We start from the raw sequence: 17,611 nt of genomic DNA on the forward strand, positions 1-17,611 counted from the left end.
TTATGTTTAATCGATAAGTTGCTCACAACACCTACTAATTTGATATCTATCATTTCAATAATCTATCTAATATTATTCCTCAACCTCTGACTGATCTTTTAAAATTTTATCACTATAATTAGCAATGATTTTTTCAAGTCTTAATTGATTGGCAACTTTTTTCCAAATAAACAATATACAATTAATTAAGGTGACAAGGATAACAAATAGAAACACAATATTGTTGATCAAAATAACCGATGAAAATGAGAATAACTGATTTTTATCAATACTATAGATAGGATCTGTTGAAATCGTTAGTTTTGAAACTGCTCCATTATGGTAACTCACATTGGTGACTACACCTGTAATTCTTAAGTTAGCATTATTTCCCATTAAAATACCATTATAATAATCAAGTTGTTTTTTGAAAATTTCATTATTATGATTGTGGTTATAATTTTTATCATAGAGTGGGATTAATTTAGTAAATTGTAAACTAAGGTTATTTTCATCATTTTGCAGCATTGCTACTTTTTCTTTAGCATCAAAGATAAAATGTTTAAGAATATTTGTTCGATACTCAGCAACTAGTTGGACAATATTTTGCGCCGAGGTTAAATTTACTATTTTTTTAATATTGCAATGCGATTCCGCATAAGCCACCACGTCAGACCAATTGTTTAAATCAACACCACTAAGCTCTGACAGTAAATTGGCTAGACTTTTTTTAATTTGGTCACAAGGTTCAAGGTTAAGATGTTTACAACTGTCATCAAAGGTTAAAATAGCAGTCTCAATATTATAAATTTTTATCAATTCAACTATATTTTTGTTTTTTGTGTATTGTTTGTTTTTTGGATTATTCCCATATTTTTTGAAGTCATTCTCTAAACGCTGATTTAAATGTTTGTTGGCTAACGCTGTTTTTACAATAACTTCTTGATCTTCTATCATTTTTAAAATATTGCTATCATAAATCGCTCGTGTTGATTGAGGCCATGAAGAAAAAAGATTAAGTTTTGTACTGTCTATTGGATTGATATTAACAAATATTTTATTACATTGAGAATGATCTTTATTTTTAATATCACACGAGACACTTGATAAATCGAGATTAACGCGATCCATAAATTGAAAGGCTATTTTCTTGAAGTTAGTTTTATCATCAATGTTCCAAGTAGTGGCTTGTGAGGTTAATTGCTGATAGCTAAAATCAAATTTTTCACCGGCATCGGTAAAATAGTAAATTAATACTGTCAATATTAATCCTGTAATAGCCAATATAACATTATGCTTGATAAATTTCGGTGCGCCATAATTTTCCACTTCTTCACTTATTGATAGATAGTCGCCATAACTGAGTAATTTTAGAGAATTAACTTCGACCTCTATATCAATTGGCGTGTCACTTTTATTTGATATGAACATTCTCCAGTGATCGGGAACGTCAAATTCAGTATCCCATTGCGCTTTGATATGGTTGACATATTCAGTAGGTATTTCTCGTTTTATATGCGATATTATCATAGCTAATATAAAGCATAGGATTGAGAAAACTGCCAACCAGAGCGATTGAAAATGCTCTAAAACCAATAACCCCATCACACCTAATACAAACAAAAAAACCATTAATTTGCCAGAGTTGCTTTGGTCTTCCATGGCAGTTTCATATTGATTTTTTTCTCTTTTATTAACAATCTCAAAAGGAAGTGCTTTTTCTGATTCTTCTGTTACTAGTTGGGTAATGGTTTCATTAGCCTTTTCAACGCTACTCAAATCAATAGGTTTCAAATCTCCTGTCTGCCAATAATCTATAATTTGCGACACTTTACGATCAGATAGATTTAGACAAACTTCCAATAACTCACAAGTGTTTATTTTAACGACAATGGCATAACTTCTAGTAAACACAACTTCAGCGGTGTTGATACATTTTGACTTAATGTTGAGTAGATTGTCTTCACAGTCTTCATAATCTTCATAGTCTTCATAGTCTTCATAGTTTTTATGAAACCCTATAATATCGCCGTCCATATTGTAAGGAAAAAGTAAATGTATATCCTCCATCTTGTAATAGCATTCCAGACTATATCTATCCGTATAAATTTTTTCAATATAACCTTTTATTCTTGTGACATCTGAACTGATTAATGGACTTTTCCATTGATAAGGACTTGGCATAGGGTCTTTATTATCAAGATAAGGCTGAAGAAAAAGAATTTCTTCTTCAGTTAACTGTCGGATAGCATTTTCACGAATAAAAGGGGCAATTTCGACTCGCTTATTTTGGGACAGTTTATTTAGCTCATTTAGATCTTCTTTAGTCATGATAACTATGTAAAGTACAAAGAGAGCAAAAGCTGGAATAACGATAAAATAGATAATATTTGCCATATTATTGATATCTTCCTATTAAAACCTTTTCATAAAGATTAATACTTAAATTAACCTATCTTGATAATATTTAAAAATTTCTTTAGAACGATGTCGATTAATTCTCGTTTTCTGAACTAGTTTTACAGCATTAATCGTAGCGATTAATATCATCACAACAAACATAATAACATTAATAATAATCAACAAATTTGATGATAATTGTTGATTCTCGTCTAAATTATAATGTTGATTTGCGTTCACTTTCAGGCCGGAAATACTCTGTGTTTCAAGATTAAGTCTATCAGAATTTTCACTGTTGAAATAAATTATATCACTCACCGAACCAACAATATTAATATTAGCCGGGATAGTGTTGTTTAAAATAGCAAAATAATAATTAATATAACCATTTTCATTGAATCTCATCGAATTACTCATAACCAATGGTGCCATGTCAACATAGCTTTGATTGGTTAATGTAATTTTTACACCATTGTCAGATTGATATTTAGAAATTACATTGACTAATTCACTTTGAAGTTCTGATTTAAATAGTTCTAGCGCTTGTTTGAGGCTACGCATTCTGCGGGTTTCGACTATTTCACTAAAACCAGGATTTTCTGTAGACTCAGTCAATAAATCATCCCAGGTAACATTTGCCTTACTCCAACTGGTATCAAATAAATGAATCAAATTGTATTTGACACTGTCACATTTTTTAACCGGTAAAATCTGACAAACCTTGTCAATATCAATTACCATTTGACCAATACTTTTTATTTTGGAAAATGGATTTTTAACATAATGTCTATCATTTGCATTGCGGTTAAGCATATCAAGATATAGGCTTTGTTCATCTTCAAAACGCATCATTTCAAAATCGACCACTTCATTAACAAATTTTGTATTAAAAACATGTTTTAATGAACCTTCAATGGCCATAAGATTATTTTCCTTCATAGCCATTGGCTGATTATTGATAAATAAGTTATGACATTGATATTCTTCGTTTAAATCATTGACATCACAAGATGTATTTTTGATAGTGATATTCACAATATCACCCGGCTTGATATCACTATTTTTTAAAGTGGTGAAATCTTTAATTTGCAGTTTTTCAGATTGTTGACTGTAATATTTATATGCAAAATAACCATTATTAATTGGATCAGTAAAATAATAGAGAACAGCAGATAAAATTCCGCCAATTACCAATAAAATCTTATTTCGTGAAACTAGCTTAGGTGGTCCAAATTGTTCTACTTCATTATTTATGGATAAAGTCTGACCATATCGAAGTAATTTTTTATTATCATTACTGATAACCATTTCAGTCGCGGATTCTGAAATCTCAGGGATAAAATTTAACCAATACTTGGGGTATTGTAAAACCATGAGATTACCTACCTCTATGGAACAAGTGTTACGGTCTTTATCATAAATTTTTGCTTTAACGACAGATACTTGCTGCGGTTTTGAATAATGTTTAGGCTTATACCAAGCAAAAAAGGCAGCTGCGCCAAGACAAATTAAGATTAAAATGGAAATCTGATCATTTTCACCGAACCATGAGCGAATCAAGAAAACCGTTGCTAAAATTAAGCAAAGCGACGTCAACAAACCAAGACTATGTTTACGACGTATAGCCGCTTCAAATTGAGTTTCTTCACGTTGATAAAGGCGTTTATAATAATTTCTTGACGCTTCTAAATAAGCTTCACTATTAGCAATGTTTTTTAAATCTTTTTTGGGATAACTTTTAGTATCATGATGTTTATCTAGATTTTTACTGTCTTCATAAATGCCGAGTGATTCAACATCAGAAGAGTTTATACCATCTTGCCGACTGAAACTATTGTGTTCATCTAAGAATTCATTGTCCAAATTCTTTCCATTGTCTTCAGTTTGCTTTAAATCTCTAAATAAATATTCCTCATTTGGATCATAATTTTCAAACGCTGTTTTGATATCATAATCATTGACTTTAATAACGATCCCATAATGTTTGGTAAATACAACTTCAAAAATATTTGATTCAGCAATATGCATATCCATATTATATGGAAAGAATATTTCAATATTATCGACATCATAATAATAGGCGATTTCATCAGTGTTACTATAAAGACTTTCACGAGTACAAGCACCAAGTAAATACGATACTTTGTTATCAACCAAGGAAGGTTGGAATTTATAAGGATAAACCGCTAATCTACTAGTTAGAAAAGGTTGTAACAGTTCTAACTCTTCATCGGTTAAATCTCTTATTCGTTCACGATGTCTTATGTGATCGTTTAAAACGTTCTTATTGATACCACGATCACTTTTATAAAGTAACCAACTAATTAATCCAAAAATTAAAATACCTATTTTAAAGACTAAATACAAATCCATTGTTATTCCTTAATCTTAAACTGTTTATTATTTTTATAATAAAAAATGACAATTTAATCCTATTGTTATTAATACCTAGCCATAGTAATGTACTACTCTATCCGAATAATATTTGGTGATTAGTTTAATACGACGTTGATTAAATATAATTTTATAAAGTAGTGTGACCCCATTAATTAATGCTACTGCTGCCATAATAATGAACATAAGAGTATCAATAATGACTGGCGACGTTAATGAAAATAGTTTTTCTGAATCGACTTTATAATAATCTTTAACATTAAGCTTAAGTTGTGAAATGCTACCATCTTCGCGATAGCTAATATCACCCACTAGTCCAATCAAATTAATTGCATCACTCTCATCAGCTTCATTAGTTAAAATTTTATAGTAATAATCTAATGATAATTGCAAATCTTCCTTAGAAGATGCATTTTCAATACTATCTGATTGAGCTATTTTAATATCACTATTTTCTATTAATACTATTTCAACTCCTAAGCCATTAAATTGATAATTATAAACAACATTTTTCAATTCATATAAAATATCTTTTTTAATCTTATCAATATAAGGGATAAGTTCTTTAATTTTTGATATTTCTATTGATTTTGAAAAATTTGGATTAAGTTCAGCTTCAGTAACTAATTTAGTCCATTCTGTTTCATCATAACTTTCTTTATTAGTATATAATTGAATTAATTTATATTTAACTGATTCACATTCAATTTCAAGAATGTTACAAATTTTATCTATATCAATAACCATTTGTCCCATATTTTTCAATCTTAAATAAGATTCACCTTTATAAACTGAAATTCGGAGCGTATTTGGATCTACCACTGCTTCAATGAATTTTTCATCAAATACTTTGTTTATAGTATTAAACAAAAGTATAAGTTGATTATCCTCATTTTCCAGTGGTTTATCCTTGATAGCCAAATGATGACATTTAGTGTCAATATTTTTATTTCTCTCTTTAATATCACATGAAATACCGTTGACAGAAATGTTAATAAGATCACCTCGCTTAACATCACTATTATACAAGCTGGTTAAATCATTGATTTGCCAATTTTGTAATTGATGGCTGTAATATCGATAAGCTAAAAAACTATTGTTAATTGGATTAGAAAAAATATAGAAGACGATTGTCAACATTAACCCTATAAAAAATAACACGTTATTGCGAAAAACAAATTTTGGTGGTCCGAATTGTTGTATTTCTCGATGAATTGATAAAATATTTCCACAACGCAATAATGTTTTAAGATTACCTCTTATGTCCATTTCGGTGGTTGTTTTTGATACTTCAGGTATAAACCGTGACCAATACTTTGGATAACATATATTCGTTTTAGGATCGACAATTAAGGTGTGAGATTTAGAATTTTTATTGAAGTTATTAACCTTAATGGTTTTCACTTGTTGTGGTTTTGATTTTAGCTTAGATTTATGCAAAGCAAAAAATGCAGCTACAACAAAACATATTATCACTTTGATCAGCGTAGATAATATTTGGTCATTTTCAGCTAACCATTCACGAATGAAGAGAATAGTTGCAAATAATAAACAAAATGAAGTTAATATGCCATAGTTGCTTAGATTGCGAGATTTTATTTCCAATGGTGTTTCTTCACGTGTAGACAAAGTTTCAAAAACAACTACGTTATTATTTACTGAAGCGAAATCGGCATTGTTAGGAGCTGACTCTGATCTTGGAACATCAGTTGTTCTTATTCTATTAGGATCATAATTGTCGAAAGCAAACTGAATACCATAATTGTTGACATTAACTACATATGCATATGTCTCCGTAAAAACGACTTCAACAACATTATAATTTGAAAGATACATATCTAAATCATACGGAAAGAAAAGATCAATATTATCGATTTCATAGTAATAACACCTTTTGTTGTCTTCGGTGATTACTTTTCTTCGAATACAAGCTCCTTTTATTACCGATACTTTGCAATCAATTAATGGTTGGAGTTTATAAGGTCGAACAGATATTTTATGGTTGGTGAAAGGTTCTAATAGTTTTAATTCTTCATTAGTTAAATCTCTATATGACTCACGATTTGCAATAAAATCTTTTATTTTTTTCTTATTTTTATTACGATTTTTGCGATCATGTCTAACAGAAAAGTAACCAAAAATGAAAATGAGTATAAAGGCAAACACAATTACACCGGAGAAGATATTAAATATCATCACAATCCAAAATAATGCATCCAACATTCTTTATTTCCCTATATTACCGCGCGCGAATGTTAAAAAACGGACAACTATATCATTTGTTTGATATTTATCCAATATTTTTTCAAAATTTATTTAATGTTATTATAGATTTATAAAAAAGGCGCTTAATGCGCCTTTTGTTTTATTTAGAAGATTACTTATTTAACCGTTTTTTCGCTGCGAGATAAACCGATGATCCCTGAACGGACAATTTCTACTATATTGCAAGTTTCACGAATTGAAGATAAGAATGACTCTAATTTTTCACTGGTACCTGACATTTGAACAATATAATGAGTTGCTGTCACATCAACAATCGAACCTCTAAAAATATCGGCACAACGTTTAACTTCATCTCGGGCATCAGCTGTTTTAGCAGCAACTCTGACTAACATAATCTCACGCTCAACATGTGGACCTTCGGTTAAATCGTTAACGCGATAAACATTAACTAGTTTATGTAACTGTTTTTGGATCTGTTCTAAAACATGTTCATCACCTGAAGTTTGAATCGTCATGCGACTCATGGTTGGATCTTCGGTTTGTGCGGTAGTAATGGATTCGATATTAAACCCACGTTGTGAAAATAAACCAATAATTCGTGACAATGCGCCTGGTTCGTTTTCAGTTAAAATTGATAATATATAACGCATTAGGTTCTCTCCGTTTTACTTAACCACATTTCATTCATTGCTCCACCACGAATTTGCATTGGATATACATGTTCGGTAGCGTCGGTCATGACATCAATAAAAACTAGACGATTTTTTATTGAAAGAGCTTCTTTAAGTTTTGGTTCAAGATCTTCACGCTTATCAATCCTCATGCCTACATGACCATATGCTTCGGCAATTTTAGCAAAATCAGGTAATGACTCCATATAAGATGACGAATGACGGCCGGCATAAATCATATCTTGCCACTGTTTAACCATACCTAAAAATCGGTTGTTAAGATTTAAAACAATCACCGGTAAGCCATATTGCAAGGCCGTTGAAAGCTCTTGAATATTCATTTGAATACTACCATCACCGGTCACACATACTACATGCTTTTTAGGAAACGCAAGCTTAACGCCCAAAGCTGCAGGTAAGCCAAAGCCCATCGTACCCAGACCGCCAGAGGTAATAAAGTGACGAGGTTTGTCAAAGGGATAATAGAGCGCAGTAAACATTTGATGTTGACCAACATCAGTAGCAATATAAGCATCACCTTTGGTCAGCTTATATAAAACTTCAATCGCTTCTTGTGGTTTAATACTTTTGCCTTCATGACTATATGCTAAACATTTACGCGCACGCCAATGGTCGATCTGTTTCCACCAATCGATTATCGCATCTAAATCACGATCAACATTAAGTTCATCAAGTTGCGATAACATAGTTTCAAGTACCTTTTTCGCATCGCCCACTACCGGAATAGCGGCTGATACCGTTTTCGAAATTGAGGTTGGATCGATATCAATATGAATAATTTTGGCCTTAGGGCAATATTTTTCCACATTATTAGTGGTTCTATCATCAAAGCGAGCACCGACGGCAAAAATCACGTCGGCATTATGCATGGCCATATTCGCTTCATAGACACCATGCATACCAATCATACCTAAATATTTTTTATCGGTTCCAGGAAAGGCGCTGATTCCCATTAAGGTTGTTGTAACTGGCAAATTTAATTTATCCGCTAAAGATTTAACTGCCTGACTGGCATTGGCACTAATTACCCCTCCACCAATATAGAGAACCGGTTTTTTAGCCGACAATAATGTAATTAATGCTTTTTTGATTTGCCCTTTATGCCCTTGAATAGTCGGGTTGTAAGATCGCATTGTTACGGATTTTGGATAATTATAGTTATATTTATTGGCCGGATTAACGATATCTTTTGGCAAATCAATTACGACAGGTCCTGGTCTGCCTGTTGAGGCTATATAAAATGCTTTTTTTATTGTTTCAGGAATATCTTTACTATCTTTAATTAGAAAGCTATGTTTAACAATTGGACGAGAAATACCAACCATATCACATTCTTGGAAAGCATCATTACCGATTAGATTACTGGCAACTTGACCAGACAAAATAACTAGCGGTACTGAATCCATATAGGCGGTGGCAATACCCGTAATAGTATTAGTCGCTCCCGGGCCGGAGGTGACTAATACTACGCCGACATCACCTGTTGATCGAGCATAACCATCAGCCATATGCACGGCAGCTTGTTCATGACGCACCAAAATATGCTCAATCCCACCTAAAGTATGCATTGCATCATAAATATCAAGAACACTGCCTCCTGGGTAACCAAAAATTTGCTTAACTCCTTGGTCAATCAAGGATTGAATGACCATTTCTGCGCCTGACAGTTTTGCCATGGTTGTTGCCTCCATTTATAACTAATTTGTCATTTTTAGTTCCATTTTGCATGAACTCATAGAGAAAATCAATAAAGTCAACAATCTAACTTTTATTTTATGCAGTTTTGCTAACTAATACTCTTTTTTTACAAGAAATAACTTGTAAAACTTCATTTTATCTATTTTAATGAAATAATAATGATAAGTTAATTGGTGAGTTAATTGATTAATTTTGAATTATTAAAAGTTTTATCACTTATATTTTACGCTCTTTTATAGCTTATCGATGGTATTCATGTAATATTAGAGTACCTTATTTTAAAAAAAGGTGTTTTTGATGGCCAATTCTTATTGTAAACCAACTTCCCTATCTGATTGGCAATTAGTCAAAGTTTCAGGTGAGGATAATCGTAAATTTTTACAGGGACAAGTAACTGCTGATCTTAATCGTATTAATGAAAACTCAGCATCATTTGCCGCTCATTGTGATGCAAAAGGACGTATGTGGAGTAATTTTATATTATTTCAACGCGGGGAAGATATTTTTTATATATTACGTAAAAGTGTTGCTGAAAAACAAATAACTGAATTGAAAAAACCCGCTGTGTTTTCTAAAGTAACAATAGAACCCGTTCAAGATTTAAATATAATTGGTTTAGAAGAAGATGCAATTGATCCAGTAGTAATTTCGGCTCTCGGGGATCAAAATTGTATAACTATTGATGATGTGACTTATATCAAACTCACAGCTCCTAAACTAAGAATAATAAAAGTATCATCTGAGCCATTACCAAATAACTTACTACCTGCTGAGCATTGGTTAAAACTTGAATTAGAAGCTGGTCACGCTATTATCGATGCACCTAATATCGATAGCTTGCTTCCACAAGCTTGTAATTTACAACATTTCAAAGCGATCAGTTTTGATAAAGGTTGTTATTGTGGGCAAGAGATGGTTGCCAGAGCGCAATTTCGTGGTGCCAATAATCGCGGACTCTACCTATTAAAAGGTCACAGTAAGGTTTTACCAATTATCGGTGATAAGCTTGAATATGAATTAGAAGGCAATTGGCGTGAAGGTGGTCAGGTTACCGCTGCATTAGAATTAAGTCAAACTGATGAAGTTTATGTTCAAGTAGTGTTAGCGAATGGCATTGATGGTGAAACGAGCTTTAGAGTCAAAGGTCAACCGGACAGCTTATTAAATTTTTAATTAGAAATTATTCAGTAATATTTGTTTATTAAGCAGGAATAATTTTATAATTATTCCTGTTTTTTTATAGCTTAATCTTTTAACTTCCTAATTCTTGAGCAACGATTTCAACAAAATATTGAGCACCTATCGTAAGGATCTCGTCATTAAAATTATATGATGGATTATGCAGGTTGGCGCCTTCCCCTGCACCAATTTTAATATAAACTCCCGGTACTTTTTGTAGCATAAAGGCAAAATCTTCTGAACCCATTGTTGGCGGTGGATCAATAATAATCTTATCGTTACCCACAAGTTTTTGTGCAACTTTTATCGCAATATCGGCTTGTTTAGGGTGATTGATGGTTGCCGGATAACGACGTTGATAATCAACTTCCGCTTTGGTACAAAATGTTAAAGCCGTTGCTGTTGAAATGTGTTTGATTCGTTCTTCTGCCAAATTTTGATCTTCGACACTTAACGCCCTAACTGTGCCACGGATAATCGCGTGTTGAGGTAACACATTCCAGGTATCCCCACTATGAATTTGTGTCACACTAATAACTAACGAATCTGTTGGATTTAAATTGCGGCTGACAATGGTTTGCAAATTATTAACAATATGGGTAGCAGTTAAAATGGTATCTTTACCTAAATGCGGTGCAGCCGCGTGGGAACCAATACCGGTGATTTTGATTTCAAACACATCATAAGAAGCCATCACTGGACCATGATTAATCGCAAAATGGTTCAATTCTAAATTAGGTTGATTATGCATACCGTAAACGGCTTCGATCGGAAATTTGTCAAATAAACCGTTTTCCACCATCACTCGACCACCGCCTTCGTTCTCTTCAGCGGGTTGAAAAATCACTACCACTGTGCCCGAAAAATCACGATTGGCACTTAAATATTTTGCCGTACCTAATAATGTAGCAGTATGACCATCATGTCCGCAGGCATGCATTTTGCCGGATATTTTTGAACAGTAATCGATTTTATTTTCTTCAAATATATCCAATGCATCAATATCCGCTCGCAGACCAATCGTGCGACCTTTACTTTTACCATGAATCACTGCCACCACCCCTGTTGGCGCAAAATTGGTATATAGTTCGGTGATGCCAAATGATTTTAACTTTTCAATAATAAATTGGGTAGTCTGTTTTTCTTCAAAAGCGGTTTCTGGGTAAGCATGAATATGATGACGCCATGCAATCATCTCATCTTTTAATGCAGCAATGTTTTTCACGGTAGTACTAGTCATTGATTATTCCTTACATTTAGCCATAAATCTAAAAGATTTTATTAGCACTATAATCTTAATTGTAAGAAAATAAAAATAACTAATTATCCTAACGTTATCCTTTTTAGTTATAAGCCAAATAATAAGGTAAATTCATCAGCAATGAGAGGAATAAAGATCTAAATCTCAATCAGTTAAAACTATAGTCTAGATTTGGTAGATGATTAAATAACCAGATAATAATAAAAAAGGACCAAAAGCGATATGCTTTGGCGTTTTGCATTTTGTCAAAATAAAATAGAGGATGCCTAATAATGATGCCATAATTAATAATATCGGCATAGATTGGTAAGGTAACCAAGCCCCCAAAGCCGCAGCTAGTTTGATATCACCGCCACCTAAACCGACTCTTTTAGTCAAGCAGAAATAACCGATAGCCGGCAATTTAAGCATCCAGTAACCACAAAAAATTCCCACTAAGGTATCGGCAATGGTTAACGAGCTCAGATTAAGATAAGCCAGCATCACTCCACCCCACATTAATGGTTGAGTAAAGAAATCAGGCAGTAAAAAATGGCGAAAATCAATCAAAGCTAAAACCCAAAACCATGCAATAAGAAACATCAATAAACCACTTTGAAAATTTAGTCCTTTATCCAAATAGATTAATAAAAATAACCCTGCTATTGTCACTTCCGTAAATGGATAATAAAAAGCGATTTTATGCTGACAAAAATAACAACGCCCTCGCAACATCAGCCATGAAACCAGCGGAATTAACTGCCAAGCAGAAAGTGGCTGATGACAATTTGGACAAGAAGAACGAGGAACTGAAATAGCTACCAAATAAGTAAAAAGTGATTGCGAAGGCGAGTAACGCGAATAAGCAACTGGCAAAAAACTACCAACCACCAACCCAATAGAAAAAACTACCACCGCCATTAATGGATCACATCCGCCATTTGAAATATTGGTAAGTACATCGCAATCACTAAACTGCCAATGATCAAAGCCAAAAATAACATCAATAATGGCTCAAATACTTTTACTAAATTGTCGGTTAAAGTTTGATTTTGTTGTTGATAGTAGATAAATAAATTTTTAAGCATGACATCTAACGCCCCTGACTCCTCACCCACATGGATCAGTTGTACACAAAGTTTAGGAAAATAGGACGATAACATCTGACTAAACGCATTACCTTGCTCAATACCATGAATAATTTTACTAATAATTTCTTGATAGTAACGATTGTCTATACTATTTGCTGAAGCGGTTAGTCCGGTTAGTAATGGAATCCCTGCTTGCTGAGTAATCGCTAATGTATGGAAAATCTGCATTAAGTTCTGTGACTGAATAACTTGGCCAATCAATGGCAACGTTAATTTTTGTCGATCAATAGTTAACTTATAACGTATTTTAAAAAAACGTTGGTATAAAAAGTAACTAAGTGCAACAACTAATAATACAATCAAGCCACCTCGTTGAGCGTCGTTAGCAAAATCAATAATCAGTTGCGTAAAATAAGGTAATTGAGCATCAAAGCTTTGATAGATGTGGGCAAATTTTGGCAATACAATAAACAACATCACCATAATCACCATCATTGAAACAATCAATAAAAATAGCGGATAGCGAATGGCTTTTTTAATCTGTTTTTGCAATTCCAATGTTTTTTCAAGATGTAAAGTTAGCTGTTCAAAACTGTGTTCCAATTGCCCAGTTAATTCACCAACGGCGATTATTTCACAATAAAGTGCGGGAAATATCCAATGATGTTGTTTTAAAACTGCCGATAACGATTCACCTTTGGCTATCTGCTGACTGATATCGTTCAATACAAATTGCCATTGCGGTTTGGGTTGATCATCAATAAGTAATCTTAAACTATCAACAATTGATAACCCCGCCTTTAACATAGTGGCTAGTTGCTTAATAATTATCATTAATTCGCTAGACTTAAAACTTTTCGCGGTAATAACACTACCCGCACGAATTTTAATCGCGATTTGGCCTTGCAATAATAGTTGTCTTTTTACATCTTGCTTTGATGTGGCAATAATCTTATTTGGATGAAAGTTAATATCATACCAAAAATAGAGTCGCCTCATTTTCCATCTCCTTACTTACCTAAAACCCGATTTAACTCTGCAAGCGTAGTGATACCTTGTTGTACTAATTGATAGCCCGCTTGCATTAAATTGACTCTATTTTTCGATGAGATTGGTTGATTGTTTAAAATCTGTTGTTGCACTTCGGGTGTTATTATTAACAGTTCATATAAGCCCATTCGTCCTAAATAGCCTCCGACACACTTTTCACACCCCATGGCAATAAAGTGTGGCGAAGGTTGATTATCAATTAAGGTAAGTTCACTCGCTACCACCTTACAATATTGGCAAAGTTTACGTACTAAGCGCTGAGCAATAACCAGTTTTAAACTGGAGGATAAAAGATAATTTTTAATCCCCATTTGATTTAGTCGAACAATCGCTTCAACACTGGAGTTAGTATGTAAAGTTGATAATACCAAATGCCCTGTTTGCGCCGCTTGAATGGCGATTTCTGCGGTTTCATGATCACGAATTTCGCCGATCATCATCACATCAGGATCTTGGCGCAACAGAGCACGCAATATTACTGAAAAACTCAAACCTGCTTTCAGATTAATAGCCGTTTGATTGATACCCTCTAAAGGAATTTCGATCGGATCTTCAACACTACAAATATTACATTCCGTTTTATTTAAACGTTTTAAAGCACTATACAACGTCATGGTTTTGCCACTACCAGTTGGTCCAGTAACCAAAATTAATCCTTGTGGATAATCCAATATCTGTTTAAAGGTGATGAGATCTTGCTCATTTAATCCTAAATCATCAATAGTTAATTCGGATTCATGGTTATCCATAACTCGCAATACTATTTTTTCACCGTTAATCACCGGTAATGTGGCGATTCGCATTGCATAGTTATTAATTACCAATTGGCCATCTTGCGGCAAACGATATTCAGCAATATTTAGATTAGCCATAACTTTTAATCTAGCAGAAATCTGTTTGGCAAGACTTAGCGGTGGCATTTGCATATTTTGTAATACACCATCAATTCGCATGCGGATTCGATAATTGTGTTGATAAGGTTCGAAATGGATATCAGAGGCCCGCTTTTCCAATGCAGACAATAATAATTTATCGACGCTTTCGACCACTTTATCTTCTTGAATAATCATCGCGTTTATTACCTAACTTAACAAAAATTAAAATTTAAACACATCTTCACAAGCTTTATTTAAATTGGCATCAACTGGATTAGATACACAGGTTCGCGACCAATCCACATTACCTAACGACGTATTTAACTTTGGAGTTAAAGTAGTAGTTAAACTTGATAATGCGCTTTTACCAACTATTGTAATAACACCTTTATTGACAGAAATTGAAGCAACATAGTTGGTCGTTCTCGTGGTCGGCACACCATTGGCCCCACTATTACATTCATTTAACGAACCTTGTTCAATAACACATATCTCAATTGCGGTTTTATACGCTGTCATCGATTGAAGCATATCAGTTAAAGCCGCCTTTTTGACATAACTTTGGTAGGCTGGCAAACCGATAGCCGTTAAAATGGCGATTACCACAATGGCGATCATTAACTCAAAGAGTGTAAATCCATACTGCCTGCGCATAAAAACCTCGAAAGATTAATTAAATGATGAATGGTGTGACTTTATACCAAATTGAAAAAATGAAATAATAATCAGATAAAAAAGTGGAAACAAAAACACAAATTGAATATCACATTCAATATGCTATTAAGTAAAGTTGTGAATTAAATCGCAATAACAGCAAATCTATACGCTTGGAGTAATTATGTCCGCAAAAATTGTTGATGGTCGAATTAAAAATATTAAACAAGTCAAATCGCCCTATTATAATGATCGGCCAATTGACCAACCCATTTCATTATTGGTTATTCATAACATTAGTCTACCACCTAAACAATATGGTGGGCCTTATGTTGAACAACTCTTCACTGGCAAGCTAGATCCAAATGAGCATCCCTATTTTGCAGAAATTTACCGACTACAAGTCTCAAGCCATCTATTTATAAGACGCGATGGTGAAATTATTCAATTTGTACCGTTTGACAAACGCGCTTGGCATGCTGGTAAATCAGTATTTGAAGGTAAAGAAAATTGCAACGACTTTTCAATTGGCATTGAAATGGAAGGTTGTGATAGTGATGACTTTACTCAGGTGCAATACCAACAACTCGCTAACGTAACGACCCTATTAAAACAAAACTATCCAATCAAAAATATCACCGGACATAGTGATATTGCCCCAGGTCGTAAAACCGATCCTGGTCCCTATTTTAATTGGCACTATTATCAAACATTGGTTAACCAGCAATCGCAAATTAATGCCATAATCAACCAACTTAATTCAATTAAGTACGAACTACAACATCTTAACTTATGGCAACCATCACCACCAGCTCCGGAAGCTTTTTTAAGTGAGCAACCATTTGCGCTCGATACTATGCAACCTCATGAATGGTTACAATGGATCTTTATTCCACGCATGCAAGCATTAATCGATGCTAAAAGTGAAATACCAAAATTCGCCCTGCATCCTTATTTTGAAGAAGCATTTAAAGAAGTTCAAGAAATTGAGGTAAATAAATTATTAATATTGATTAAACAGCTAGACGAATTAGCAACTAGTTGCCAATAGTTGAATAAAATTATTTTTTGAAAAAATAGCCACATCAAACATGTGGCTATCAGATAGCAAGGTTAATTACCTCTAGTCAATCGACGGTATTCCCTTACTGCTTGCTGATGCCCTTGATAGGTGCTACTAAATGTATGCCCACCTGAACCATTGGCAACAAAAAACAGATAATTAGTATCAGCAGGATGAGCAGCAGCTTCAAGAGAAGCTAAACTTGGCATAGAAATTGGTGTTGGCGGCAATCCTTCAATAACATAAGTATTATAAGGGTTATTCTTATCAGTCAAATCAACACGTCTAATCTTACCGGTATAATTATCACCTAAACCATAAATAATAGTTGGATCAGTTTGCAATTTCATATTTGATTTTAAACGATTGACAAAAACTGAGGCCACATTAGCACGTTCTGAACTGACCGAGGTCTCTTTTTCAATAATGGAAGCAATAATTAATAATTCATAAGGAGATTTATAAGGCAGATCACTAGCTCGATTATCCCAGACTTTTTGTAAATTAGCCTTCATGGTCAAATGAGCACGTTTCAAAATATTGAAATCGGAACTATCTGCTGTATATTGATAAGTATCAGGTGAAAACCAACCTTCAAGCTCACCTTCAATTCCTAACAATTTAGCTATTTCATCATGTGACTTATCTGTCAGTGTTTGCTGAATATAAGGAGTATTACTAAGTACTTTAAACCAATCTTTAGCTCGTTTACCTTCAACGAATTGTACAAAAAATTTGCTATCTTTACCGGATACTAATAACTTTAAAAATTCCTCAACAGTCATATAAGGATGTAATTGATAAGTTCCAGCTTTAATCGAACCTAAAGAAGGATCTAACTTATACAAATATGGCAACAAATAAGCTTGTTGCATTAAATCTTTTTCCTTAACCTGTTCAACTAATTGATGTAAAGAAGTCCCCTTTGCCAACACAAACATCTGATTATCAGCTGTAACATTCATATGTTGCTTCGAAAATTGTTGCAAATAATAATAACCAATACAAAACGAAACACAGAAAACTAAAACTAAGGGCAGTAACGTATACAAAAATAATTTTTTTATCAT

General features: G+C 33.3%; 13 protein-coding genes and 1 pseudogene. 3 read left to right on the forward strand and 11 right to left on the reverse strand.

Features of this window, described 5'->3' with window-relative positions; all coding sequences use genetic code 11:
- Positions 1-72 precede the first annotated feature (72 nt).
- The 5 genes from AC5LXV_RS11735 to ilvI all read right to left on the reverse strand — a co-directional run bounded on the left by AC5LXV_RS11735 (position 73) and on the right by ilvI (position 9,367).
- Positions 73-2,376, reverse strand: coding sequence for an IgaA/UmoB family intracellular growth attenuator (locus AC5LXV_RS11735; RefSeq protein ID WP_493466527.1), 2,304 nt, complete (start codon positions 2,374-2,376; stop codon positions 73-75).
- A 45-nt stretch (positions 2,377-2,421) separates the two neighbouring features.
- Complete coding sequence (locus AC5LXV_RS11740) at positions 2,422-4,752, reverse strand: IgaA/UmoB family intracellular growth attenuator (protein WP_493466528.1); 2,331 nt, start codon at positions 4,750-4,752, stop codon at positions 2,422-2,424.
- 75 nt (positions 4,753-4,827) lie between these two features.
- Complete coding sequence (locus AC5LXV_RS11745; RefSeq protein WP_493466529.1) at positions 4,828-6,996, reverse strand: IgaA/UmoB family intracellular growth attenuator; 2,169 nt, start codon at positions 6,994-6,996, stop codon at positions 4,828-4,830.
- Between the two features lie 158 nt (positions 6,997-7,154).
- Positions 7,155-7,649 carry an acetolactate synthase small subunit gene (ilvN, locus tag AC5LXV_RS11750; RefSeq protein WP_086358969.1) on the reverse strand — a complete coding sequence of 165 codons (495 nt, stop codon included), beginning with the start codon at positions 7,647-7,649 and terminating at the stop codon, positions 7,155-7,157.
- Positions 7,649-9,367 (reverse strand): acetolactate synthase 3 large subunit, encoded by a 1,719-nt coding sequence (ilvI, locus tag AC5LXV_RS11755; RefSeq protein WP_493466530.1) that lies wholly within the window; start codon positions 9,365-9,367, stop codon positions 7,649-7,651. Before ilvI ends, ilvN begins: the two co-directional genes overlap by 1 nt.
- A 319-nt stretch (positions 9,368-9,686) precedes the next feature.
- On the opposite strand from ilvI, the gene ygfZ reads away from it, so the two are divergent.
- Positions 9,687-10,562 (forward strand): tRNA-modifying protein YgfZ, encoded by an 876-nt coding sequence (gene ygfZ, locus AC5LXV_RS11760; RefSeq protein WP_493466531.1) that lies wholly within the window; start codon positions 9,687-9,689, stop codon positions 10,560-10,562.
- A 79-nt stretch (positions 10,563-10,641) separates the two neighbouring features.
- On the opposite strand, the gene AC5LXV_RS11765 is transcribed toward ygfZ, so the two are convergent.
- From AC5LXV_RS11765 to ppdD, 5 genes are all read right to left on the reverse strand, one after another.
- The gene (locus AC5LXV_RS11765) at positions 10,642-11,808 is read right to left on the reverse strand and encodes a M20 aminoacylase family protein (protein WP_493451417.1); all 1,167 of its coding nucleotides are present in this window, start codon (positions 11,806-11,808) and stop codon (positions 10,642-10,644) included.
- 186 nt (positions 11,809-11,994) lie between these two features.
- Positions 11,995-12,729, reverse strand: coding sequence for a prepilin peptidase (locus tag AC5LXV_RS11770; protein WP_493459966.1), 735 nt, complete (start codon positions 12,727-12,729; stop codon positions 11,995-11,997).
- On the reverse strand, positions 12,729-13,898 hold the full coding sequence (gene hofC, locus AC5LXV_RS11775) for a protein transport protein HofC (RefSeq protein WP_493466532.1): 1,170 nt from the start codon (positions 13,896-13,898) through the stop codon (positions 12,729-12,731). The genes AC5LXV_RS11770 and hofC overlap by 1 nt, the downstream gene beginning before the upstream one ends.
- A gap of 11 nt (positions 13,899-13,909) precedes the next feature.
- Positions 13,910-15,019: an ATPase, T2SS/T4P/T4SS family gene (locus tag AC5LXV_RS11780; protein WP_493466533.1), complete on the reverse strand. Its 1,110-nt coding sequence runs from the start codon at positions 15,017-15,019 to the stop codon at positions 13,910-13,912.
- Between the two features lie 27 nt (positions 15,020-15,046).
- A complete protein-coding gene (gene ppdD / locus AC5LXV_RS11785; RefSeq protein WP_493466534.1) occupies positions 15,047-15,478 on the reverse strand; it encodes a prepilin peptidase-dependent pilin in 432 nt (143 codons plus the stop codon).
- A 184-nt stretch (positions 15,479-15,662) separates the two neighbouring features.
- On the opposite strand from ppdD, the pseudogene ampD reads away from it, so the two are divergent.
- Together ampD and AC5LXV_RS11795 are read left to right on the forward strand one after the other, a co-directional pair.
- Positions 15,663-16,205: pseudogene (ampD, locus tag AC5LXV_RS11790) on the forward strand (1,6-anhydro-N-acetylmuramyl-L-alanine amidase AmpD); the annotation flags it as partial.
- Positions 16,191-16,529: a YqcC family protein gene (locus AC5LXV_RS11795; protein ID WP_493451511.1), complete on the forward strand. Its 339-nt coding sequence runs from the start codon at positions 16,191-16,193 to the stop codon at positions 16,527-16,529. The pseudogene ampD and the gene AC5LXV_RS11795, both read left to right, overlap by 15 nt.
- Positions 16,530-16,591: 62 nt before the next feature.
- Here the strand turns inward: AC5LXV_RS11795 and mltG are convergent, their stop codons facing one another.
- Positions 16,592-17,611: an endolytic transglycosylase MltG gene (mltG, locus tag AC5LXV_RS11800; protein ID WP_493466535.1), complete on the reverse strand. Its 1,020-nt coding sequence runs from the start codon at positions 17,609-17,611 to the stop codon at positions 16,592-16,594.

The organism is Gilliamella sp. LMG 34359 (assembly GCF_984569085.1).

Coding starts and splice junctions, on each gene's coding strand:
- AC5LXV_RS11735 (WP_493466527.1), bottom strand. CDS start 2,376: ATGGCAAATATTATCTATTTTATCGTTATTCCAGCTTTTGCTCTCTTT.
- AC5LXV_RS11740 (WP_493466528.1), bottom strand. CDS start 4,752: ATGGATTTGTATTTAGTCTTTAAAATAGGTATTTTAATTTTTGGATTA.
- AC5LXV_RS11745 (WP_493466529.1), bottom strand. CDS start 6,996: ATGTTGGATGCATTATTTTGGATTGTGATGATATTTAATATCTTCTCC.
- ilvN (WP_086358969.1), bottom strand. CDS start 7,649: ATGCGTTATATATTATCAATTTTAACTGAAAACGAACCAGGCGCATTG.
- ilvI (WP_493466530.1), bottom strand. CDS start 9,367: ATGGCAAAACTGTCAGGCGCAGAAATGGTCATTCAATCCTTGATTGAC.
- ygfZ (WP_493466531.1), top strand. CDS start 9,687: ATGGCCAATTCTTATTGTAAACCAACTTCCCTATCTGATTGGCAATTA.
- AC5LXV_RS11765 (WP_493451417.1), bottom strand. CDS start 11,808: ATGACTAGTACTACCGTGAAAAACATTGCTGCATTAAAAGATGAGATG.
- AC5LXV_RS11770 (WP_493459966.1), bottom strand. CDS start 12,729: ATGGCGGTGGTAGTTTTTTCTATTGGGTTGGTGGTTGGTAGTTTTTTG.
- hofC (WP_493466532.1), bottom strand. CDS start 13,898: ATGAGGCGACTCTATTTTTGGTATGATATTAACTTTCATCCAAATAAG.
- AC5LXV_RS11780 (WP_493466533.1), bottom strand. CDS start 15,019: ATGATTATTCAAGAAGATAAAGTGGTCGAAAGCGTCGATAAATTATTA.
- ppdD (WP_493466534.1), bottom strand. CDS start 15,478: ATGCGCAGGCAGTATGGATTTACACTCTTTGAGTTAATGATCGCCATT.
- mltG (WP_493466535.1), bottom strand. CDS start 17,611: ATGATAAAAAAATTATTTTTGTATACGTTACTGCCCTTAGTTTTAGTT.